This window comes from Methylosinus sp. RM1, from assembly GCF_011378635.1.
GTDB lineage: Bacteria > Pseudomonadota > Alphaproteobacteria > Rhizobiales > Beijerinckiaceae > Methylosinus > Methylosinus sporium.
Window position 1 is genome coordinate 1 of the sequence record NZ_WOVC01000036.1, and the last position, 22049, is coordinate 22049.

At 61.3% G+C, this 22049-nt stretch carries 18 protein-coding genes and 6 pseudogenes; 14 read left to right on the forward strand and 10 right to left on the reverse strand.

All coding sequences use genetic code 11. From position 1 onward, the window contains the following. The 5 genes and pseudogenes from rfbD to FMZ75_RS17780 form a co-directional block, all read left to right on the forward strand. Window positions 1-742 (forward strand): dTDP-4-dehydrorhamnose reductase (gene rfbD, locus FMZ75_RS17760; protein WP_166144799.1); only part of this gene is annotated, 742 nt, incomplete at its 5' end. Between the two features lie 11 nt (window positions 743-753). After that, a complete protein-coding gene (gene rfbA / locus FMZ75_RS17765; RefSeq protein WP_166144802.1) occupies window positions 754-1626 on the forward strand; it encodes a glucose-1-phosphate thymidylyltransferase RfbA in 873 nt (290 codons plus the stop codon). A 119-nt stretch (window positions 1627-1745) separates the two neighbouring features. After that, a pseudogene (locus FMZ75_RS21715) lies at window positions 1746-1901 on the forward strand (IS630 family transposase); the annotation flags it as partial. A 13-nt stretch (window positions 1902-1914) separates the two neighbouring features. Continuing rightward, window positions 1915-3291, forward strand: coding sequence for an IS110 family transposase (locus FMZ75_RS17775; RefSeq protein WP_207783500.1), 1377 nt, complete (start codon window positions 1915-1917; stop codon window positions 3289-3291). A 380-nt stretch (window positions 3292-3671) separates the two neighbouring features. Then, a complete protein-coding gene (locus FMZ75_RS17780; RefSeq protein ID WP_166144805.1) occupies window positions 3672-4109 on the forward strand; it encodes a hypothetical protein in 438 nt (145 codons plus the stop codon). 7 nt (window positions 4110-4116) lie between these two features. Here FMZ75_RS17780 and FMZ75_RS17785 read toward each other — a convergent pair whose 3' ends face one another. Genes FMZ75_RS17785 through FMZ75_RS17795 form a run of 3 tightly spaced genes read right to left on the reverse strand, consistent with a single transcriptional unit; the run spans window position 4117 to window position 6523 of the window. Continuing rightward, window positions 4117-5679, reverse strand: coding sequence for an IS66 family transposase (locus tag FMZ75_RS17785; protein ID WP_166144808.1), 1563 nt, complete (start codon window positions 5677-5679; stop codon window positions 4117-4119). A gap of 50 nt (window positions 5680-5729) precedes the next feature. Further along, window positions 5730-6059, reverse strand: a complete 330-nt coding sequence (gene tnpB, locus FMZ75_RS17790) for an IS66 family insertion sequence element accessory protein TnpB (protein ID WP_166144811.1) — start codon at window positions 6057-6059, stop codon at window positions 5730-5732. A gap of 23 nt (window positions 6060-6082) precedes the next feature. Then, window positions 6083-6523 (reverse strand): transposase, encoded by a 441-nt coding sequence (locus FMZ75_RS17795; RefSeq protein WP_166144814.1) that lies wholly within the window; start codon window positions 6521-6523, stop codon window positions 6083-6085. Between the two features lie 64 nt (window positions 6524-6587). On the opposite strand from FMZ75_RS17795, the gene FMZ75_RS22250 reads away from it, so the two are divergent. Next, window positions 6588-7142, forward strand: coding sequence for a transposase (locus tag FMZ75_RS22250; RefSeq protein WP_166144817.1), 555 nt, complete (start codon window positions 6588-6590; stop codon window positions 7140-7142). On the opposite strand, the gene FMZ75_RS17805 is transcribed toward FMZ75_RS22250, so the two are convergent. The 3 genes and pseudogenes from FMZ75_RS17805 to FMZ75_RS17815 form a co-directional block, all read right to left on the reverse strand. After that, window positions 7075-7512 (reverse strand): hypothetical protein, encoded by a 438-nt coding sequence (locus FMZ75_RS17805; protein WP_166144820.1) that lies wholly within the window; start codon window positions 7510-7512, stop codon window positions 7075-7077. The two genes, FMZ75_RS22250 and FMZ75_RS17805, sit on opposite strands and share 68 nt — an antisense overlap. A 534-nt stretch (window positions 7513-8046) precedes the next feature. Continuing rightward, window positions 8047-9119: pseudogene (locus FMZ75_RS17810) on the reverse strand (IS630 family transposase). A 300-nt stretch (window positions 9120-9419) separates the two neighbouring features. Next, window positions 9420-9611, reverse strand: a pseudogene (locus tag FMZ75_RS17815) (IS3 family transposase); the annotation flags it as partial. A 317-nt stretch (window positions 9612-9928) separates the two neighbouring features. Between FMZ75_RS17815 and FMZ75_RS17820 the strand changes: the two are divergent. Together FMZ75_RS17820 and FMZ75_RS17825 are read left to right on the forward strand one after the other, a co-directional pair. Next, a complete protein-coding gene (locus FMZ75_RS17820; protein WP_166144823.1) occupies window positions 9929-10324 on the forward strand; it encodes a hypothetical protein in 396 nt (131 codons plus the stop codon). Window positions 10325-10368: 44 nt separating this feature from the next. Next, window positions 10369-13398 (forward strand): glycosyltransferase, encoded by a 3030-nt coding sequence (locus FMZ75_RS17825; RefSeq protein ID WP_166144826.1) that lies wholly within the window; start codon window positions 10369-10371, stop codon window positions 13396-13398. Between the two features lie 163 nt (window positions 13399-13561). Here FMZ75_RS17825 and FMZ75_RS17830 read toward each other — a convergent pair whose 3' ends face one another. Beyond that, entirely contained in the window at window positions 13562-13966 is a 405-nt protein-coding gene (locus tag FMZ75_RS17830) for an ISAs1 family transposase (RefSeq protein ID WP_166144860.1), read from the reverse strand. A gap of 269 nt (window positions 13967-14235) precedes the next feature. Here FMZ75_RS17830 and FMZ75_RS21975 point away from each other — a divergent pair, with 269 nt between their 5' ends. From FMZ75_RS21975 to FMZ75_RS17845, 3 genes and pseudogenes are all read left to right on the forward strand, one after another. Then, the gene (locus tag FMZ75_RS21975) at window positions 14236-14607 is read left to right on the forward strand and encodes a transposase (RefSeq protein WP_166144829.1); all 372 of its coding nucleotides are present in this window, start codon (window positions 14236-14238) and stop codon (window positions 14605-14607) included. Further along, a complete protein-coding gene (gene tnpB, locus FMZ75_RS17840) occupies window positions 14604-14951 on the forward strand; it encodes an IS66 family insertion sequence element accessory protein TnpB (RefSeq protein ID WP_166144832.1) in 348 nt (115 codons plus the stop codon). The genes FMZ75_RS21975 and tnpB (FMZ75_RS17840) overlap by 4 nt, the downstream gene beginning before the upstream one ends. A 72-nt stretch (window positions 14952-15023) precedes the next feature. Beyond that, window positions 15024-16580, forward strand: a pseudogene (locus FMZ75_RS17845) (IS66 family transposase); the annotation flags it as partial. Window positions 16581-16589: 9 nt separating this feature from the next. Here the strand turns inward: FMZ75_RS17845 and FMZ75_RS22255 are convergent. Both FMZ75_RS22255 and FMZ75_RS17850 read right to left on the reverse strand, forming a co-directional pair. Further along, a pseudogene (locus tag FMZ75_RS22255) lies at window positions 16590-16820 on the reverse strand (serine recombinase); the annotation flags it as partial. Between the two features lie 8 nt (window positions 16821-16828). Further along, complete coding sequence (locus FMZ75_RS17850) at window positions 16829-18505, reverse strand: recombinase family protein (RefSeq protein ID WP_370464747.1); 1677 nt, start codon at window positions 18503-18505, stop codon at window positions 16829-16831. Between the two features lie 504 nt (window positions 18506-19009). Here FMZ75_RS17850 and FMZ75_RS17855 point away from each other — a divergent pair. Together FMZ75_RS17855 and FMZ75_RS17860 are read left to right on the forward strand one after the other, a co-directional pair. Beyond that, window positions 19010-19245, forward strand: a pseudogene (locus FMZ75_RS17855) (transposase domain-containing protein); the annotation flags it as partial. Window positions 19246-19247: 2 nt separating this feature from the next. Continuing rightward, a complete protein-coding gene (locus FMZ75_RS17860) occupies window positions 19248-19481 on the forward strand; it encodes a hypothetical protein (protein WP_166144863.1) in 234 nt (77 codons plus the stop codon). 14 nt (window positions 19482-19495) lie between these two features. Here FMZ75_RS17860 and FMZ75_RS17865 read toward each other — a convergent pair whose 3' ends face one another. Then, on the reverse strand, window positions 19496-20122 hold the full coding sequence (locus FMZ75_RS17865) for an IS5 family transposase (RefSeq protein ID WP_166144835.1): 627 nt from the start codon (window positions 20120-20122) through the stop codon (window positions 19496-19498). Here FMZ75_RS17865 and FMZ75_RS17875 point away from each other — a divergent pair. Beyond that, on the forward strand, window positions 20066-21625 hold the full coding sequence (locus tag FMZ75_RS17875; RefSeq protein WP_207783501.1) for a hypothetical protein: 1560 nt from the start codon (window positions 20066-20068) through the stop codon (window positions 21623-21625). The two genes, FMZ75_RS17865 and FMZ75_RS17875, sit on opposite strands and share 57 nt — an antisense overlap. The last annotated feature ends 424 nt before the right edge of the window (window positions 21626-22049 follow it).

The window sequence follows — 22049 nt, forward strand, 5'->3', positions numbered from 1 at the left end:
GCGCGGCGATGTGATCGTCAACGCCGCCGCCTATACCGCCGTCGACAAGGCCGAGCAGGAAGAAGAGCTCGCGTTTCGCGTCAATGGCGAGGGCGCCGGCCATGTCGCCGAAGCGGCGGCCGAGCTCGGCGTTCCGCTCATCCATTTTTCCACCGATTATGTGTTCGACGGCTCCGCGCCGCGTCCCTATCGCGAGGACAACGCAACCGCGCCGCTCGGCGCCTATGGCCGCTCCAAGCTCGAAGGCGAAAGGCGCGTCGCCGCGCTCTGTCCGAACTCGGTCATTCTCCGTACGGCCTGGGTCTATAGCCCCTTCGGCGTGAATTTCGTGCGCACTATGTTGCGCCTCGGCGAGACGCGCGAGGAGGTCGGCGTCGTCGCCGATCAGCTCGGCAATCCGACGAGCGCACTCGACCTCGCCGACGCCACGCTCGCCGTCGCGACCCGCCTGCGGCAGGACGGCGCGCCGCAGCTGCGCGGCGTGTTTCACATGACCGGCGCCGGCGAAGCCTGCTGGGCCGATGTCGCAGAGGCGATCTTCGCGTGCGCGGCAGAACATGGCCGTCGAGCCGTGCGCGTGCGTCGCATCGCGACGGCCGATTTTCCGACGCCGGCGCGGCGCCCGGCCAATTCGCGCCTCGACAACGCCAAACTTTCACAGGTTCATGGCGTCGCTCTGCCCGAGTGGCGCGCTTCGCTCAGCAATTGCGTCGACCGGCTGATAGCGGGCTCCGATCATTGAGGAAAGAAATCATGCGCGGAATCATTCTCGCCGGCGGCAGCGGCACGCGCCTGCATCCCGCGACGCTCGCCGTCTCCAAGCAATTGCTGCCGGTCTATGACAAGCCGATGATCTATTATCCGCTGAGCGCGCTGATGCTCGCCGGCGTGCGCGAAATTCTCGTGATCACAACGCCGGAGGACGAAGCGGCCTTCCGGCGCCTACTCGGCTCCGGCGCGCAATGGGGCGTCTCGCTCACCTACGCCGTGCAATCACGCCCTGACGGGCTGGCGCAGGCCTATATCATCGGCGCGAGCTTCGTCGAAGGGCGGAATTCCGTCCTCGTGCTCGGCGACAATATTTTCTACGGCCACAGCCTTACGGACTCGCTGATAAAGGCAAGAGACATTGGTCGCGGCGCCACGGTCTTCGCCTATCACGTCGCTGATCCCGAGCGTTACGGCGTCGTCGATTTCGACGCCGAAGGCCGCGCGCTGTCGCTCGAGGAAAAGCCGAAAGCGCCCAAATCCAATTGGGCGGTCACAGGCCTCTATTTCTACGACGAGCGCGCGCCGCATTTCGCGGCGGAGCTGAGACCTTCACCGCGCGGCGAATTGGAGATCACCGATCTCAACAATATCTATCTCCAGCGCGGCGAATTGAATGTCGAGCGATTGGGGCGCGGATTCGCCTGGCTCGACACGGGCACGCCGGCCTCTCTGCTGGAGGCCGCCGAATATGTCCGCGCGATAGAGATGCGGCAAGGACAGCGCATCGCCTGCCTCGAAGAAATCGCCTTCCGCCAGGGATGGATCGATGCCGAGACACTGCGCGCCGCCGCGCAGAAACTCGCCAAGAGCCAATATGGCGCCTATCTGACGCAAGTGTTGAAAGAAATGTGGTGATAAATTGCGGCCAGATCTTCCGTAATGTTTTCAAGATTGAGGACGCGTGGCGCTTCCGACGCCCTTGGGCGAAGTCCCATTAATGGACGCGGGGCGGTTCAAAACCATTTTTCGCGGCGCTGCTCGAAACCTTCGCGCGCGAAGCCAAGGCAGGCGTCGACCGCACCATCGTGCTCGTCCTCGACAACGCCGGCTGGCATGGCGACGCGGGTCTGAGCGTGTCTGATGGCGTTCGGCTGATTTTTCTGCCGCCCTATACGCCGGAGTTGCAACCCGCCAGACCTTATAGTGCAGGTCGACGGCTACGCCGCCTACAAGGCGCTGGTCAAGGACGAGGGCGCCGAAAGTCGCGTCACACTCGCTTTCTGCCTCGCGCATGCGCGCCGCAAGTTCGTCGCGGTGTTCAAGACGACGAACTCGCCATTCGCTAAAGAGGTCATCGAGACGATCGTAAGACCGTATGTCCGCTACTGCGGTGGGGGGTGGCTCGTCCTACGCTGTGCGAGCGAGGGTTACTCGACAGCCGAGTCGATCCTCAGCGCAGGAGGACGAGCCATGGACCAATCTAATGAGATTTTTGTTGGAATCGATGTTTCGAAGGCCCGCAACGCGATTGCGATAGCGGACGGCGGGCGTAACGGCGAGGTGCGGTATCTCGGGGAGGTGGACGCCTCTGAAGAGAGCATGCGAAGATTGATCAAGAAGATCACGTCGAAGCAGGAACGAGCGCATTTTTGCTACGAGGCGGGCCCAACGGGATACGGTTTGTATCGTCTCATAGTCGGCATGGGCTTTCCCTGTACGGTCGTGGCGCCATCACTCATTCCGCGCAAGCCGAGTGATCGGGTAAAGACCAACCGTCGAGATGCGGTCGCGCTCGCCAGGCTGCTTCGCGCAGGGGAGTTGACCGCGGTGTGGGTTCCCGACGAAGGCCACGAGGCGATCCGCGATCTCGTACGCGCTCGGTCGGCGGCAGTCGAAACACTGCGTGTGCATAGGCAGCAAGTCAGCGCATTCATGCTCCGGCACGGCCGAGTATTCCCGCGCAAAACCACATGGGGCGCCCGCCATCTTCGTTGGCTGCAAGAACAGAAATTCGATCATCCGGCGCACCAGATCGCTCTTCAGGAAATGGTCGAAGCGGTGAGAATCTCGAAGGAGCGAGTGGAACGGCTCGAAGCCTCTATCGAAGAGTTTGTTCCAGAATGGTCGCTCGCGCCTATCGTCCGGGCTTTTCAGGCGTTGCGAGGCATCGACCTCATCGTGGCGGTCACTTGCGCCACGGAGCTTGGCGATCTTCGGCGGTTTGACAGCCCGCGGCAGCTCATGGGTTATCTCGGCCTCACGCCGAGTGAGCGCTCGACGGGCGATACGGTTCGACGGGGCGGCATCACAAAAGCAGGGAACGGGCGCGTCCGTCATATGCTGGTCGAAAGCGCCTGGACCTACCGGCACCCGCCACGGATCGGCAAGAAGAAGCTCTACCAGATCGAAGCTGTGCCGCCGCGTGTGAGGGAGATCGCCTGGAAGGCCCAAACACGTCTCACTGCACGTTACCGGGCGCTTGTCGCTCGAGGAAAAAAGACGACTGTCGTTTGCGTTGCCGTTGCTCGTGAGCTGGTCGGTTTCATGTGGTCTGCGGCAAGGGAGGCGCAAGTCGCCTAAAGCGCGACCAACGATTGCCCTTCGCGCACGGGCGGAGGCAGGATCACGGCAGGGGAACTCCCGTCAGACGCTTTGTGGCCGGCTCAAAAGCCGACGCCCGCTGTAAGATCGGGACAGCCCCGGACGCATTATCGGGAATGCGGTTTCGACCCGCGCATAAGAGCTTGATCACCGACGTCCAACAGATCCTGTCTCCACCCGTGCGCGACCAACTTTCTTCGACGCTGTCTCTCGCAGCGGATGGGTACGCACGTCTACATGGTTGACAGCGGACATAAGATCGGTGTGGCCGTGCCACACCGATCGGCTGTGGACGGCGGGGGCTGGGCAGTTGACGTCTGATCGGAGGGATGGCGTCGTGCTTTTGAGGAGTGACGCCGATGACGATCGAGGACCAGCTTCGAGAGCGGTTGCGGAAGGTGGAGGCGCTGCATTTCGGCGCGACGAGCGCCGGAGAGCGCGAGGCGGCCAGCGCGGCGGCCGATCGGCTGAGGGCGAAGCTCGATGAGGCGGCGCGCAGCGATCCTCCGGTCGAGATGAAGTTCAGCCTTCCAGACGAATGGTCCGTGCGTTTGTTTGTCGCTCTGTGCCGTCGCTATGGCGTGCGCCCTTTCCGCTATTCGCGGCAACGCCGCACGACGATCATGGTGAGGGCGCCGCGGCGCTTTTTCGACACCGTCGTGTGGCGGCAGTTTTCCGATCTGCACACGGACCTTTGGATCTATTTCGAGCAGACGACGGAGCGGCTGATCAAAGAGTCGATCTGCTCGGATACGAGGGATGCGGAGACGGCGAGCGAGCCGAGCCTATTGCGTTGATGGTGGATCAGGCCGCCGCTTCGGCCTGGTGACGCGCGGCTTTCCAGTTCCACACGAGAAGCTCGGCGAGCCGATTGTTGGTGGTCGCGCCGGAGACCATGCGCTCCAGCACATCCGCGAGCCATGTCTCCGGATCGACGCCATTGAGCCGCGCCGTTTGAATCAGCGTCGATAGGATCGCCCATGTTTCGGCGCCGCCATTGTCGCCGGCGAAAAGCGAGTTGCGCTTGCCGATCGCGATCGAGCGAATGGGCCGCTCGACGATATTGGTGTCCGGCTCGATGCGGCCGTCGTCCTGAAAGCGCGTCAATCCGCTCCAATGCGCGAGCGTATAGTTTATCGCCTTGATCAGCGGCGAGATTTGCGACAGCCCGTCGCGCACGGCGATCAAGCGGGCATGGAGCGCCTCCATGATCGGCTTTGTCTCGGCCTGCCGAACCGCGCGCCGCTCGTCGGCGCTTTTGCCGCGAATGCGCTTCTCGATCGCATAGACCGTCGCGATCGTCTCGATGACCTCTTTGGCGAATGGCGAGCTCGTCGTCTTGAACACCGCGACGAACTTGCGGCGCGCATGCGCGAGGCAGAAGGCGAGCGTGACGCGGCTTTCGGCGCCCTCGTCCTTGACCAGCGCCTTGTAGGCGGCGTAGCCGTCGACCTGCAAGATTCTGGTAAAGCCGGAAAGCTGCGACGCGATCTCCTTCTTGCTGCGGCCGTCCGCGAACACATAGGCGATGGCCGGCGGAGCCGGTCCCGCCCAGGGGCGGTCATCGGTTGCATGCGCCCAAAACTGTCGGAGCTTCACATGTCCGGGCGCGAGCACAGGCATCGGCGTCTCGTCGCAGAAGAGCCGCGGATAGCGATGCATCACCTCCAATTGCAGATCGTAGAGCCCCTTCAGCATCCAGGCCGTCTGCTTCATCCAGCGCGCCAGCGTCTGTCGATCGAGGACGACGCCCAGGCCGGCGAGGATGGCGGTCTGACGATAGAGGGTCGACAGCCAGCCATATTTGGCGACGGCGATATGGGCGACGAGCGCCGTCGAGACCATGCCGCCTTCGATCAGCTGCGCCGGCGCCGGCGCTTGCACGACCGCGCTTTCACAAGCTCGGCACGCATATTTGGGACGGATCGTGCGCAAGACGCGCAGCACGGCCGGAACGCGGTCGAGCGTCTCGCTCACATCCTCGCCGATGCGATTCATTTGTCCTTTGCAGCAAGGACACTGCGTTGTCGTCGGCTCGATCACGCGCTCGCAGCGGGGAAGGTGCTCGGGCAGCTTCCCGATGTTGCGCCGGGCCTTTTTGCACGGCCTCTTCACGGCTTCCTCGGACGCCGGCATGTCATCGTTCGTCGTCGCCGTCTTCCGCGGCTCTTCGTCTCGATTATCCGAAAGGTCGAGCGCGAGCTGTTCGGCGCCCAGCCTGGACAAGCGCTCGGAGCGCGCGCCGAAAATCAGGGCTTTCAGCGTCGCGATCGTCGTCTTCAGCGTCTCGTTTTCCGCTTCGAGCGCGAGCGCCAGCTCCGTCAGCAGAGCCGGGTCCGATGGAAGGGGCGTGGAGCGAAGCGCCATGACATGAATGTACCACCGCGCTCGCTGACGCTCCAGCGAATACAGCAATATCACGCAGTCTTATTCGGTCTCTTCACCGCCTTCGGCGTCATGCGCGACCATTCGGAGAAGCCGTTGAACAACATCGCGAACTGCGTCGGCGTCAGAGACACCACACCGTCTTGTGCTGGCGGCCAGGCGAAGCCGCTATCCTCCAGCCATTTCGTCGCCAGAACTGTTCCCGAGCCGTCGAATAGCAAAAGCTTTAAGCGGTCCTTGCGCTTGGCGCGGAACACATACACGTCACCACTGTAAGGATTGCATCTTAAATCCTCCGCCACCAGTGCGACGAGTCCATGCACACCTTTGCGGAAATCGACCGGCCGCGTCGATACGAACACACGTCGCTACGCGCCGACGGAGATCATCGCGAACGACGCAGCGCCGAAATCACTGCGTTGACCGTCGCGCTGTCCGCGCCCATCGGCACACGGACCGTCGCATCGGCCATCGAGACCTCGATCGTACATGACACGACAGAGACCGCATCTCGCTCCTCGACGATCGCGGTCGCATTCTGCGGGCGCTCCTCGACACATCTCACGCGCACCGCAGCGAACAGCGATTCATGCTCGGACGTGCTTCGCGCCTCCCAGGCCTGCCGACGCCAGACGGTCAGCAGTCCACGGCTTACGCCATTGCGCCGAGCGACGTCCGAAATGTTGGCGTTCGGCTCCGCGCTTTCCGCGACGATCCTGGCTTTTTCCTCGGACGTCCAACTGCGCCGGCGCCGGCCGCCGGTGATCAGCTCCACCCGTTGATAAGTCCTGCCTTCATGCATGGCATCAAGCATGGAATGATCCATCGCCCAACCCTCCTCATGACCAAATCACTCGAGGAGGATCGCGCGACGCTCGAAGTTTTTCGAGGTGGGACGCTCGCACCGCTTACAGACGATCGCGTTGGTCTATGCGATCGAGAAGCGCATTCGCAGCAAAAGCGCCGACGAGCGGCGCGCGGTTCGGCAGGCCGAGCCAAAGCCGATCATGGAGGCGCTCCACGCCCGCTTGATCGCCGTGCGCGACGGGCTGTCGCAAATCTCGCCGCTGATCAAGGCGATAAACTATACGCTCGCGCATTGGAGCGGATTGGCGCGCTTTCATGACGATGGCCGCATCGAGCCGGATACCAATATCGTGGAGCGCCCCATTCGATCGATCGCGATCGGCAAGCGCAACTCGCTTTTCGCCGGCGACAATGGCGGCGCCGAAACATGGGCGATCCTATCGACGCTGATTCAAACGGCGCGGCTCAATGGCGTCGATCCGGAGACATGGCTCGCGGATGTGCTGGAGCGCATGGTCTCCGGCGCGACCACCAACAATCGGCTCGCCGAGCTTCTCGTGTGGACCACCATCAACGCAACAGGCTCGGCTCGCTCGCCGTCTCTGCGTCCCTCGTATCGGAGCAGATCGACTCTTTGATCAGCCGCTCCGTCGTCTGCTCGAAATAGATCCAAAGGTCCGTGTGCAGATCGGAAAATTGCCGCCACACGACGGCGTCGAAAAAGCGCCGCGGCGCCCTCACCATGATCGTCGTGCGGCGTTGCCGCGAATAGCGGAAAGGGCGCACGCCGTAGCGTCGGCATAGAGCGACAAACAAGCGCACCGACCATTCGTCCGGGAGGCTGAACTTCATCTCGACGGGAGGATCGCTGCGCGCCGCCTCATCGAGCTTCGCCCTCAGCCGATCGGCCGCCGCGCTGGCCGCCTCGCGCTCTCCGGCGCTCGTCGCGCCGAAATGCAGCGCCTCGACCTTCCGCAACCGCTCTCGAAGCTGGTCCTCGATCGTCATCGGCGTCGCTCCTCAAAAGCACGACGCCATCCCTCCGATCAAAGGTCAACTGCCCAGCGCCCGCCGTCCACAGCCGATCGGTGTGGCACGGCCGCACCGGTTACATGCAATCGAGCGCTGCGCCCGTCGCGGACAGCGCCGCCCGGAAACTTTCGACTTCCTCGGCTTCACGCACATATGCGGGGCGCGGCGGAAAACTCGAATCTTCATCGTGTGGAGGTTGACCGTGGCAAAAAGGCTCAGCGCGACATTGAAAGCGATCCGAGCCAGCCTAATGCAGCGACGGCACGCATCGATCAAAGTGATCGGCGCATGGTTGCGCCGTGCTGTGCAAGGGTATCTGAACTATCACGCCGTGCCCGGCAATCTGAAGAGGCTCGGCATGTTCCGCGCCGAAGTCTGTCGGGCCTGGATGCACGCCTTGCGGCGGCGCAGCCAGCGTTCGCGCATGACATGGGAGAGCTCCAGCGCCTCATTACGCTCTACATCCCCAAGGTCCGTGTTCTGCGTCCCTATCCGAACTAGTGCACTGACTCAGACGGAAGGAGCAGGAACTCGGGCCAGCTTGTCGAAGATGGCCTTTGCCGGCTTCGTCCAGACGAAAGGCTCAGCGGATTTGTTGTGTTGCCTGATGTAGCGGGCGATCTCGGCTTCGAGCTCGGGCACGGATTTGAACACGCCGCGACGGATTTTTCGGCGGGTGATGGTCGAGAAAAACCCCTCGACGGCGTTCAGCCACGAAGCCGAGGTCGGCGTGAAGTGGAAGGTCCAGCGTGGATGATCGGCGAGCCACTTCATGACCGCGGGATGCTTGTGGGTCGCGTAATTGTCGAGGATGGCGTGGATGACCTTGCCCGCCGGCACGGCGCGCTCGACTGCGGACAGAAAGCGGATGAACTCCTGATGCCGATGCTGCTTCATGCAGCGGCCGATGACGGTTCCGTGCAGAATATCGAGCGCGGCGAACAGGGTGGTCGTGCCGTTTCTCTTGTAGTCGTGGGTCATCGTCCCGCATTTTCCGGGTTTGAGCGGCAGGCCGGGTTGTGTGCGGTCGAGCGCCTGGATCTGGCTCTTCTCGTCGATGGAGACCACGACGGCGTGAGCCGGCGGGTCCATGTAGAGGCCGACGACATCCTCGACCTTCTCGGCGAACTGCGGATCGCTCGAGCGCTTGAATGTTCGGATGCGATGCGGCTGGAGGCGATGCTTTTCCCAGAGGCGCTGCACCGCCCGCAGCGAAATCCCCATGATCTTCGCCATGGCGCGGCCCGTCCAATGAGTGGCGGCGCCGGGCGGCTCCGAGCAGCTCAATTCGAGAACTCTGGCGACGAGCTTCGCGTCGAGCGGGGCGCGGCCCGGCTTGCGGGTCTTGTCGCGCAACAGGCCGTCGACGCCTTCCTCTCCATAGCGCTGCTGCCAGCGCCAGACTGCTGGACGGCTGACGCCGGCGCGCCGCGCGATCTCCAGAACCGGGAGCCGTTCGGCGGAAAAGAGCACGATCTTTGCGCGTTGGATATGTTTGAGCGCGCCCGAGAGCGATCGGAAGCGATCGCCTCCAGTCGCTCGCGGTCTTCGTCCCGAAGGATGATGCAGACAGTCTGGGCCATGAGCCCAAACTCGCACGCCGTGCCGCAATTGTGAATCCTATGTCCGTGTCAGTGCACTAGCGCTTCGCGTCATGACTCAAGGCAAGAGCCGGTAATCCCGCACGTACGGATCTGTGCGGGGGCGTGGGGAAACCGACGTCTCTACCGCGACCATACCAGCGCACGCAGAGAACGATAATTTCGCGGTCGAAATGGCACCCTTTGAAAAGATCGTCCACGCTCAGCATCGTCCATAAACGCCAGAGTCCGGTTCCGCCCTCCGAAGGATTATGTCCCGCTCACGCCGTTTGCACCAGAACCAGCAGGCCGGCCTTGCTGAGCGCGCCGGACAAAAAAATCGTTGGTCAGGGTGAGCTCGCCGCTCTTGGCGTGCAGCGCCTTCAAATCGACGGCCACCTCCTTCGCTTCCGGCTTATCCTGACCGAAAACTCCTGCCGCGCCTTCGAGAAGGTGGCCCTTCCACGTCGCGATCTGGTTCGGATGAACGTCGAATTACTACGCCAGCTCTCCCAGCGTCTCATCGCATCGCATCAGGAAGGGTCAATTCGCGCTGAGCAGATTTAGAGCCGCCGGGACAACTGCGCCCGAAATTTGGAGGGCGGTGCTCGCTGCCCGATCCTAACGAACTGCCGGACCCCATCGCGTAGCTATCGGCAAAAATTGCACCGCAATCCGCCCGCTATATCCGACGGCACAACAAATCCGCCGATTGACGAGGCCATTGTGTAGGTACGAAAAACCGTGCTAAGACTTGACTTAACGCAGGCAAAATGCAGATGTCAAATTTCGGATACAATGAGGAGCTTCACTTGCGATATCTGGAAGTGAGAACCCAGCTCATCGAGCACGTCAGTGCCGGCGGGCCTGAAATCGTGATCCCAAAGGAAGCTTTCCTTCATTTATTGAAGGCTGCCATAGCCAATGTCCGATTCGACGAACTTTGGTATTTGGAAAAATACGAAGATGTTCAATCTGCACTGGCGCTGAAATTACTCAGTTCAGCCAAGCAACATTATTTACTATACGGCTATTTCGAGGATCGGTTGCCTTACGCCATAAAGGTGGACGAAAAATTCTATCTGGCTGAAAATCCCGATGTTCGTGAGGCGGTCGAGTCGGGGGCTTTCAAGGATGGCCAAGAGCATTTCGATCTCCATGGTTTTGCGGAGGGAAGGGAGCCTTATCAAGGTTTTCAACTGTTCTGAAGCTCTGCGCTGTGGTTTCTCACTGTCCTAGAAACGAGGATCGAGTGGTGTTCAGACTTTTCTGGCGATTGATCGGCATGCGAAGCGATGAAAAATACTATTTTGATGCGAAATATTATTTGAGCGCCTATTCGGATGTCAAGAGCGCCGGCGTCGACCCTTACACTCATTTTGCGACGCATGGATGGCGAGAGGGGCGCAATCCATCGGCTGACTTTGATACGCTTTTCTACAAAGATCGTAATTTGGGCGGGTGCCTGTCGGAAAATCCCTTGCAGCATTATGCGTTGCACAGAAATGAGACTGATCTTCGCATTTTCCCCGAATCGGAGCGGGATCTGCTCGAGGTTCAGCGTCGCGTCATCGGTCCCGAGTTCGACGAGGGTTTCTACAGCCGTCGGTTTTCTGTGCCCATCGAATCGGCGCTGGATCATTATCTGACAATCGGTTGGCGCGCAGGTTACGAACCCAATTGCAGCTTCTCGACTGAGGATTACCTGAAAGCCCATCCACATATTCTGGTCTCCAAGGTCAACCCCTTCTATCATTTCGTCTCGACCAGAACCCAGTCCTGTGAGCAGCGACGGAGCGGATCGGTGGAACCCGTAGCTGCGGCCCCCAAGACCAAATACGTTTCCACGATGAAGAAGCCGCTCTTCGTCGACGGAGACCGGGCGGCGGAGATCGCGGCCATCGCGCCCGAGTTCGAGTCGGAGTTCTACCTACGTACCAATAGCGACGTGGCCGCTTCCGGCAATCATCCACTGTTGCATTTTGTGGATTACGGCTGGAAAGAGGGGCGTAACCCCTCGCGCCTGTTCTGGACGAAATACTATTTGGCCAAGTACCGGGATGTCGCTGACTCCAACGTTAATCCGTTCTTTCACTATATTACTAAAGGCCGGGCGGAGGGTCGCAAACCCAATCCGATCGGCTCCGCCTTTTGGCCGAGCCTCGTCGCGCCCCCTGCGGAGGCTTGGGACTTCCTTTCCGGGGCCAAATCAGTTGCCGACGCGCTCGTCGACGTCATCGTACCCGTCTATGACGGATATGCCGAGACTTTCGCGGCGATCCACGCCGTCCTGGCGAATGCGCAGCGGGTGCCCTTCGAACTCGTCGTGGTCAACGACCGCAGCCCTGACAGCCGCATTACCGAAGAGCTACGTCGTCTCGCCGCGCGCGATTTGTTCACCTATCTGGAGAATGAAGTGAATCTCGGCTTCGTCGGCACGGTCAATCGCGGCCTCACGCTGCACCCGGATCGCGACGTGATCCTTCTCAATTCGGATGCGATCGTGCACGGCGATTGGATCGATCGCTTGCTCTTCCATGCTGACAAAGACGAAAAAGTTGCGACGATCACGCCTTTTTCGAACAACGCCACCATATGTAGTTATCCACTGCCCAATCAAGACAATTATGTCGCGTTGGAAGTCACGGTAGGTGATCTTGACGATTTCGCCAAAGTTGCCAATGCGTATCGTTCTTCCGATGTCCCGACGGGGGTCGGTTTTTGCTTCTACATGCGGCGCAAGATTATCTGCGAAATCGGCGTGCTCGATCGCGACGCTTTCGCCCGCGGTTATGGCGAAGAAAACGATTATTGCATGCGCGCATTGAAAGCCGGTTATCGCAACATTTTTGCGCACGACGTTGTCGTCTATCACGCGGGCGAGGTATCCTTCGCAGATTGCGCATCGGCGGGAAAAGCCGCCGGCATGCGGGCGCTACGGGGTAAACATCCCGACTATCCTGCGCGCATCGAACTCTACCAGCGGGCCGATATCGCGCATGAGGCACGCATGCGGCTCGACCTCTATCGCGTTGCCAAGCAAGTCGGCACCAAATCGGCGCTGATGATCACGCAAGCGCATGGCGGCGGCGTCGCCACCCATGTCGAACGTCACGTCGAGCGTCTCAAGGCCGAAGGCTACGAGACGGTCGTCTTGAAAGTCGGCAACGGTTCGGGAGGCGCCGATGTCCAATTTGTCCACGACGAATCCATTTTCACGCCTACGCTAGGCGGGATGACCATCGACAAACATGGCGAGATTCTCGCCGATTTCATCGCCTGGATGAGGCCGGAGTTCATCCATGTGCATTCCTTCGCCGGACTCGAATGGCATTGCACCGCGGCGCTGATGGACATCATCGAAAAATCGGGACGCGACTACTATTGCACGGCGCACGACTATTCCTCGGTTTGTCACCGCACAAATTTTGTGACCCCCGACGGGCGATATTGCGGCGCGCCAACCCTTGAGGTCTGCGCCGATTGTCTCGCCTCCGATAGTGAGTGCCGACAGTATATCCCGCCGCCAGTGCGCCGCGCCGTCTATCGCGCTTTCTTCGCCCAGGCGAAGGGCGTTTTTACGCCGTCCGCGGACGCGGCCGCACGATTGAAGCAGCTAACTCCGGGCGTCGAATTTTTGGTCCGCCCGCACGAAGATCATCTGCGTGCGCCAGAACGACGCGCGGTCGCACCCGCCTCGTCGAGCCCCTTACGGGTGGCGGTGCTGGGCGCACTCGGCCCGCATAAGGGAAGCCGAGTTCTACACGCGCTCGCACTTGATGCGGAAATCCGAAAATTGCCGATCGAATTCACGGTGATCGGCTATACAAACATTCAGGGCATGATGGACAGCGTCGGCGTGACGCAGACCGGAGAGTACGGCGACGATGACACAGCGGTCGAGAAGCTGATCGAGCTTGCCCCGCATCTCACCTTATTTCCCTCTATCTGGCCGGAGACCTATTGCTACACGCTCTCGCTGGCGTTAATTGCCGGAGTTCCGCCAGTGGTCTTCGATATAGGGGCTCCTGCGGAGCGTCTACGCACCCTCGGCTCCGGTCATATTCTTGATTTCACGCTCGTTGACGAGCCGTCGCAGGTGAATGACGCTTTATTGCAATTGGATCTCGATCGCCTCTGGACGAATATGCCGGCTCTCGCGCCGCATCTCTATCACACGCTCACCGCCGACTATTACGGTCTAGGAAACGAATCGAGCTCGAAGAAGCTCTCTTCGCAGAACGAAAAAGTCGCAGGCTTGAAAGAGCGACGGAATCGTTGAGGCATCAACCGTTTTGCGGCTTCGCTCGCGGCTTCCCGAGCCCGGCCGGCCAGGGCTGTGCAGTTTTTAACGAGCCCCTGCTATTTCGAGGGCAGCTCGGATATCGAGAGCGGCGCGCCATCTGGCGTTCTTGATGTTATCGCAACCATCGGCGCGCAGGAGATTATAGGCGAAGGAGCCGCGCGACGATGTCGGGGTTCTTGCGAATGCGCGAAGCGTCCTCCGCGAACGCCACGTCGCGCACATAGTGGCTGCCGTTCTCGATGCGCCAATGGCCTCTGATCCATTCGTTCCAACGCTCAGGCGTCGGGCCGGTCGCCGAGGACACCCAATAGACGGTCTCGATCGTCTGCTTCAAAAGACCGGTCGCCGGATCGCGGCGGTAGATTGTTCGCTCCAGCCGCAACATGGTCTTGATGAGCGGCTCCCACGCCGTATGGCGGAACCACGCCTTCGCCGGAAAGACGGTCAGCTTGCGAGTCTCCCAGCGATTGCGGCCTTTCGACCGGCTGGTCGCAGAGCCTCTCGGCTTGCGGCCCGCCGCGCCGAGCTCGAGCAGGCGACGCAGGCTCGGCCCTGAAAGCCCAGCCGGCGCGTCGGCGGGAGTCTAATCCGGCGTGAGGCGGGCTCGCTTCCCGGTCGATATACGGCAGCTCGGCACCGAGATAATAGTATCGCGACCCGCCAGCCAGCGCCCGAACTTCGTCAAAAGTAAGCTAGGTCGTGTGTATCCCTCCGCCGTGGGCCCCCTGGCGTTGATTGCGGTTTTTGAGATAGCTGCCTGACGGGTGGCGCGATGATCGTGTCCACTACTATTACAAGCGGACACTATCGCCGATGTCGCGCAACGATGACGATTCGCCGGCTCTCCGGCGCCGGCGCCGATCATGGTCTCTCGAAGAGAAGCGCCGGATCGTCGACGAGATCCTCGAGGACGGAGCTTCGATCGCCGAGGTCGCGCGACGGCACGATGTCAACACCAACCAGCTCTTCACCTGGCGTCGGCAGTTTGGCGTCGAGCTGGCCGCGCCGCAAAAACTCGCGCCGATCCTGCCCGTAACGATCACGCCGGACGCGACGGCGGAATATTCCGCTCCAGGGTCGACCGGCCAGATGGAGATCGTGCTCGCCGAGGGCGATCGGATCATTGTGTGGGCCGATGTCGAGACCGCCGCGCTGTCGCGTGTCCTGAAGGCGCTGCGCCGATGATCCCGCTGCCAGCGAGCTGCCGGGTCTGGATCGCGACCGGCCATACCGACATGCGGCGCGGCATGCGGGGCCTGGCGCTTCAGGTTCAGGAGCAATTGAAGCGCGATCCTCACGCGGGCGACCTTTACATTTTTCGGGGCCGCCGCGGCGATCTCGCCAAAATCCTCTGGCACGACGGGATCGGCCTGTCGCTTTACGCCAAGCGGCTCGACCGCGGAAAGTTCATCTGGCCCTCGGCGAGCGCGGGCGCGGTGTCGATCTCGGCCGGGCAGATGGCCTATATGCTGGAAGGGATCGACTGGCGAAACCTGCAACTCACCTTCAGGCCGCAATGCGCGGGGTGAGACGCAAAAAAGCTGGGGTCGACTGCACTTTGGGGCGCCACAAATCGCACATTTTGTGATTCACTTCGCCTCATGGACGCCGTGAGCCAAGCCCTTCTCGACGAGAACGCCGTGCTGAAAGCGCAGCTCGCCGTCGCGCTTGCGAAGGCGTCGGAAGACATGGCGCTGATCGCCGCGCAGAAGCTTCAGATCGCCAAATTGCAGCGCCATATCTACGGGCAGAAGTCGGAGCGCTCGGCGCGATTGCTCGATCAGTTGTCGCTCGAACTCGAAGAACTGGAAGCGAGCGCGACCGAGGACGAACTCGCAGCGGAGCGCGCCGTCGCGAAAACGACGACCGTCGCCGGCTTCGAGCGCAAGCGGGCGGAGCGCAACACATTCCCTGAGCATCTGCCGCGCAAACGCGTGGTGATCGAGGCGCCGAAGGCCTGCGCCTGCTGCGGCGGCGCGCGCCTGCGCAAGCTCGGCGAGGATGTGACGCAGACGCTGGAGACGACCCCGCGTCAATGGAAAGTGATCGAGACTGTGCGGGAGAAGTTCTCCTGCCGGGACTGCGAGAAGATCACCCAGGCGCCGGCGCCGTTCCACCCGATACCGCGGGCGTGGGCGGGGCCGAGCCTGCTGGCGATGATCGTGTTCGAGAAGTTCGGCCAGCATCAGCCGCTGAACCGCCAGGCCGAGCGCTATGCGCTGGAGGGCGCGCCAATCGCGCTGTCGACGATGGCCGACGCGGTTGGCGCCGTCTGCGCGGCGCTCGATCCCCTCCGTCGCCTCATCGAGGCCCATGTAATGGCCGCCGAACGGTTGCACGGGGACGACACCACAGTGCCGGTGCTGGCGAAGGGCAAGACGGACACTGGGCGCTGCTGGGTTTATGTTCGCGATGACAGGCCGTTCGGCGGCGCCGGGCCCCCCGCAGCGATGTTTTACTACTCGCGCGATCGGAAGGGCGAGCATCCACAAACCCATCTGGCGAGATACGCCGGCATCCTGCAAGCCGACGCCTATGACGGTTACAACAAGCTCTATCTGGCTGACCGCAAACCGGGGCCGATCCAGGAGGCCGCGTGCTGGATCCACGCGCGCCGACCGTTCTTCGCCATGGCCGATCTAGAGGAGAACGCGCGTCGCAAGGCTTCGGGCAAGAAGGAGATACCGCTCTCGCCGATCGCCATAGAGATCGTGCGCCGCATCGACGCGCTGTTCGAGATCGAGAGGTCGATCAACGGCAAGAGCGCGCAAGAATGCCTCGCTGTTCGCCGGGCGTCGAGCCGGCCTCTTGTCGACGCGCTCGAGAGCTATATGCGCGAACAGCTCGCCAAGCTCTCGCGTGGACATGATTTCGCCAAAGCGATGCAATATATGCTGAAGCGATGGCCGGCCTTCACGTTGTTCCTCGACGACGGGCGCGTTTGCGTCTCGAACAATGCAGCCGAGCGTGGACTGCGGGGAATTGCGACGGGGCTTTCATTATGCACCACCTTTTCAAGTATCTGGAAACATTGGAAGTGTGTTTGCGGAATCATCGCGACACGGGCGACCCTTTCGGGAGATCGCCGCGCTGACGGCTTCGGAATGCAGGTCGCTCGAGCGGATTTGATGCGGCGCGTCCGGCACAACTTGCACCGCGGGCAGCACGCCCGCTTTGATAAGGCGGCGGATCGTATAGCTGGAGACCCCGAGAGCGGTCGCCGCGTCCCGCATCGTCAGCCATTCTCCGTCCTTTTCCGCGAAGAGATAGGCATGGATTCCATGGACCCTTCGCAGCGATCCGACGCGGTGCGCCGTCCACGTTTTGCCTTGGCCCGTTCGCGTGCCCATCCGATTGAGCGTCGCGGCGATATGCTCATCAGACCATCGCGCCGCCATGCTGCGGATCACCGCCAAGGCTTCGTCCGGGGTTCGGCAGCCATGCTCGCCGCTCTTGGGCTTTCGGACCCGGAGCTGCGAGTGTTGCCGCCGCGCCAGTGGATCGTCAGGATAACGTCCCGAGCAGTTTCATCGACGTCGGCGATGATGTCGACGACGAGAGCGCGCAGGAGTTGCTGGCGCGCCCGCATCGAAACATTGGGCGACGTCCATGCCGTTTCCAAATCCGTGGCGAGTCCAGTGAAGTCAGCAGTGTCGGTTGACCGCGGCGCCTCGGGCGTGTTCGGCTCAAGACGGGCCTGACAAGCCTCGACGCGGCGCAATGCGGTTTCCCAGCTCTTCTCCAATTGCGCTGCGATCAATCGATTGTCTGGGTCGCACGCGGCATAGCGACGCTCGGCCAATGAGGCGTCGTAGCGGGCCTGTTGAAGGTCCAGCTCCAAGATGCGGCGGCGGTCGTTCACCTTCTCCATGCGTAAACGTTCCGCTTCCCGGGCGGCCTCGATCGCGAACGGCTCGACTGCGCGCAGAAGCTCCCGAGTAACGGCGGGTTCAATGCGCGAACTCCCGAACGTGAGGCAGCGGGGGGAGCCGAGCATGATGTTTGGGCTGTCGCAGCGATAGGCGAGCCCCGAACGGCCGTAGTAGGCGACCTTGAGGCGGCGGCCGCATCGCGCGCAGGTGAGCAGGCCGACCAAAAGCGCCTGCCCCCCTCGACCAGACTTGGTCTCGCCGATCCGGCTAAAGGAGTTCGCCGCGAGCTGCTTTTGGTTCCGCTCGAACTCGGCCCAGTCGACATAGCCTTCATGGTGATCCTTGAGGACGACTTCCCATTCTTCGAACGGCCTGCCATGCCCGTAGGTCTTCTGCGCGCGCCCATCGACGATCGCGGTGCGATGCTCGGTCTTCCCGTAGATATAGGCGTCAGCATAGAACGGATTCTTGAGGACCGAAATGACGTTGCGATAGCGAATCGGCGTCCAGTCGAAGGCAATCATTCGCTTTCCATCGGACGGACGAGGAAAATGAAGCTGTTCCGCCGTCAACGATAACAGAACCTGCCGTGCGCTCCCCAGTTCGCGAAATCTCGCGAAGATGAGACGGATCGCCTCCCGGAGCCGCAGATCCGGGTCGAATCCCAATCCCATCTCGCGATCCCAGACGTAGCCCACAGGCACGCTGATCCGCAACTCGCCGCGTCGGGCTTTGGAACGCGCAGCGTCGTACATGCGGGCGCGCAGCACGCCCAGCTCGAACTCGCTGATGCTGCCCTTCATTCCCAGCAGCAGACGATCGTTCGGGCGGCACGGATCATATATGCCATCGAGATCGATGACCCGTGCGCCGACGAGACCGCAAAGCTCGAGCAGATGATGCCAGTCCCGTCCGTTGCGGGCGAGCCGAGAAGCGTCGAAACACAACACGGCGCCGACCTCGCCGGCGCAAATCCAGGCCACCAGTCGATCAAATCCTGGTCGCGCCATCGTCCCGCTTGCGGAGCGACCAAGATCGTCGTCGATAACCTCGACGTCGCTGAAGCCATGGCGGCGCGCTTCGTCCACCAGGTCATATTGCCGTCGTTGGCTCTCGAGATTGATCTGGACCTGCGTCTGCGTCGATTGCCTGACGTATACGACAGCCTTTCGCTTCAGGACCGTCGCCGGAAGGAGGTCAGCGCTCGTCATCGCTGTTCTCCTGTTTTCCGCCGCTTCTCCTGTGTTTCCCGCCGCCTCCACCAGGAGGTTGGCCAAGCTCGCGACGATCTTCGAGCGCTCTGTCGCGTGCATCAGCCACGACTGCGGCTGCTCGAACCCGATCACGAGCTGGCGCGCCGCCGCCCGCCGCGACGGCATTGCTTCGACGGGCTTTTGCAGGTGCTTCATTTTGCTCCTCCTTGGCGAATCGAACATCGCCTGGGGAGCTTCGCCGAAAACCGCGTTCGATGAGGAGATGACCGAGTTCCGATAGCGCCGCGACATCAACCTGCGGCGCGCCGAGCGTCATGTCGGCGCAGGCGACTGGATCCAACATCCAGCTCGGCAACACGACGACCACACCGGGGGCGGATTCGACGTAGCTCAGCCGAACGCCGGCTCGCACCTCATCATAGTGCAAAGGAACCCGCCGGCCATACAGCGCATGCCAGCGATAATGAACCTCGACTTCGCTCCCAACACGGGCAGAATGAACGGGGGATTGCTTTGGGAAGAAAATCGTGGTTGTTCTGCGGATCCGATCGCGGCGGACAGCGCGCTGCGGCGATGTATAGCCTCATCGTGACGGCGAAAATGAACGGCGTCGATCCGCAGGCATGGCTCGCCGATGTCCTCGCGCGCATCGCCGGCCATCCCGCGCACCGGCTCGATAACTGCTTCCGTGGAACTGGCGCCGAGCAGCGGCGGCGGACCCGGCGATCGCGGCCTGAGCGTGCACGTCAACAAAGTTCACCATGTGACAACCATCGATCGCGTCGCCGCCGATCTTTGCGAGAACGTCGACTGGCTGCACGACGTCGCCATGGAAATGGATACCGAGGACGGCGTGATCTGGGTCTACGGTCCGGGCGACGAACAGGTCATGGCCTTCACGGACTTCGGCATCGAGACGCTCGCCGACCTGATCAAAATCCACAAAGATGACCCGACGCTTCTGAGGCGTTGAAAGAGCCAAACCCTTCATCCCTGCGGCCTACGCCGGATGGCTACGGTCGTGTGGACGAATTGTATCAAGCAAAGGCCAGCGGCGAAACTGACGATCGATCTGAAGTTTCGTTCCGTCTTTTCGCATCGTAGGATGACCCTTTTGAATCGCTTGAGCCGGCCGAAGCCTTGTTCGATGCGAGCGCGAGCTTTGTAGAGGGCCTTGGCAAAGAACTTGGGCCGTTCCTTTTCGTTGGCCTTGTGCGGGATCACGGGAGCGATGCCCCGCTTCCTCGCGGCCTCGCGGTTCGCCTTGCTGGCATAGCCTTTGTCGCACACGACGGCGCGAGGCTTCATATCGGGTCCGATATCGAGCAGGGTTTCGAAGTGGCGCGCGTCGGAAGCCTCGCCACCGGTCAGGTCAAAGCCGATGATCGTTCCCGAGGCATCGGCTTTCGCGTGGATTTTCGTCGTGAAACCGCCGCGCGAGCGCCCGAGCGCTTGCCCCTCTTGCCCCCTTTTGCGCCGGCGGCGGATACGTGAGCGCGCACGATCGTCGAGTCGAACATCTGGATGAGATGGGCGGAAGCGCTCATCGACGCGAGCGTGTCGAAGAACGCCTCGAACACGCCGGCCTTGCTCAGGCGATCGAACCGCTTCCATACGCTGTTCCAGTCACCGAACCGCTCCGGCAACGCGCCATCGCACGTTCTCGACCGTGAAGAAATGCAGCGCCTCCAGGAACAGTCGGTCGTCCTCGACTTTGCGTCCTCGACGAGGAAGGCAGGCCCGAAACACGGCGAGCACATGCGCCCAGTCCTCTTCATCCATCCGCGTCAACATGATTTCCGGCCTCCGAATCGGTCGGAGGTCTATGAATCACACCTGATTCAGGCTGGGAATCGTGAAAATTCGACCGCTCTTAATTCGTCCACACGACCTAGAACCCTTTTTCGATGCATTTCTCATGCGCGATCTCCAGAGCATCGATATTTTCGTTGGCGTTCGGCCGCAAGCTTGTTACTGCGTTATAGAGATAGGAAAGCGGGGCGGCGCAATGGAGATCGCAATATGACCACGCGCCGCGCATTGTTCCTCACGAGCCAGTTCTTCGCCTATGCGGGTTCCGAGATGACGGTCCTCGAGCTCGCCGAGGAGCTGACTGCGCGCGGCTGGCGGTGCGAGATCAGAGCGGCGGTCATCGGCTCCCCACTCGGGATGCGCGCCTTCGGAAAAAACGTCGAAATCGCGTCTCTCGAGGGAAGGATCGACGTCTCTGGCTTCGATCTCGTCTGGTGTCAGCACGGCTCTATCGCCAACATCGATTATGACAAGCTCTCGGGCGCCGGGAGGCCGTTGATCGTCGCCGTTCACTTGTCGCCCTACACCGAGTTGGAAAAAGTACTCCATCCATACGAGCGCGAACTGAGCGATCTCGTAGTCGCCAATTCCGAGGAAACGCGGCGGTCGCTTCCCGGATGGATCGACGTCGACGACGTGATCGTGAGTCACAACCCTGCGCCTGCGACCTTTTTTCAGCCGCGCACGCATCGTGACAAGATTTCCAGCGTTTTATGCGTGACCAATCATTTGGCGAGTGAATTGTCTCATGTGCTCCTTCATTTCGAACGAAATATGGGCGTTCGCGTAAGCCGCGTCGGTCGCGGCGCTGATTTGCGGCGCGTGGAGTGGCGAGACGTCGAAATGGCGGATCTCGTCATTGCGATAGGCAAGACGGTCCAATATGCGTTGGCGAGTCAGACGCCTGTCTATGTCTACGACCATTTCGGCGGTGACGGCTGGGTGACCGCGCGGACATTGCCTGAGATGTCTGCGTTCAATTTCTCCGGACGTCCGAGTCGCCGTCGTCTGAGTTCCGACCAGATTTTCGAGGAATTGACGAACGATTTTTCGCGAGTGGTGCAAGAGACGAAAGATATCTCGGACGCCGCTCTCGCGGATTTCGACCTGCGACGATTCGTGGACGTTCTGCTCGAACGATGCGACCGACCCAGGAAGGATATCCGGATCGACGATTTCGATCAAAGAGTTATCGACGTCGCCGCATTGAACAGTGACGTCAAATTTGCGTTCTTCAGACAACGATACGGGAGTTCGGGAACGTCGATCTGGTCGACACCTTCGATGGAGGACTATTTCGGCTGAGAGCGTGAGCTGAAAAAGAGTCGATCGATCTCGAAGAACATGGAATAAGCCGACAGTCCGATAAGGGCGGAGTTCGGCTGTGGCGGGATGTGCGAAAGGTCGAAGAAATGCGAGACTGCGTAGTAGGAGCAGGCTTCAGCGGGGCAGTATTTGCTTGTGCTTTCGCGCTAAATGTCTATGAGAAGCTCCGCTTGAAGTTCATCGGCCGCCGCGAGAATTATTTTAGCGCCCAAATGGGGAGCGGCAGGCGGCACTGACGATGCGGTACCAGTTGTGACGGGCGGGCCTGTGACGATGTCATCACGGAGATCGCTGCCCGAGGAAATCGCTTGAAGCTCATCGCCGAGAGTGGGCCACGACCGGCCAAGAAGTCAAATAGCCTGCCGGTGCCTCCGGTGACGTGCCCCTGAAAAATTCCACCAGC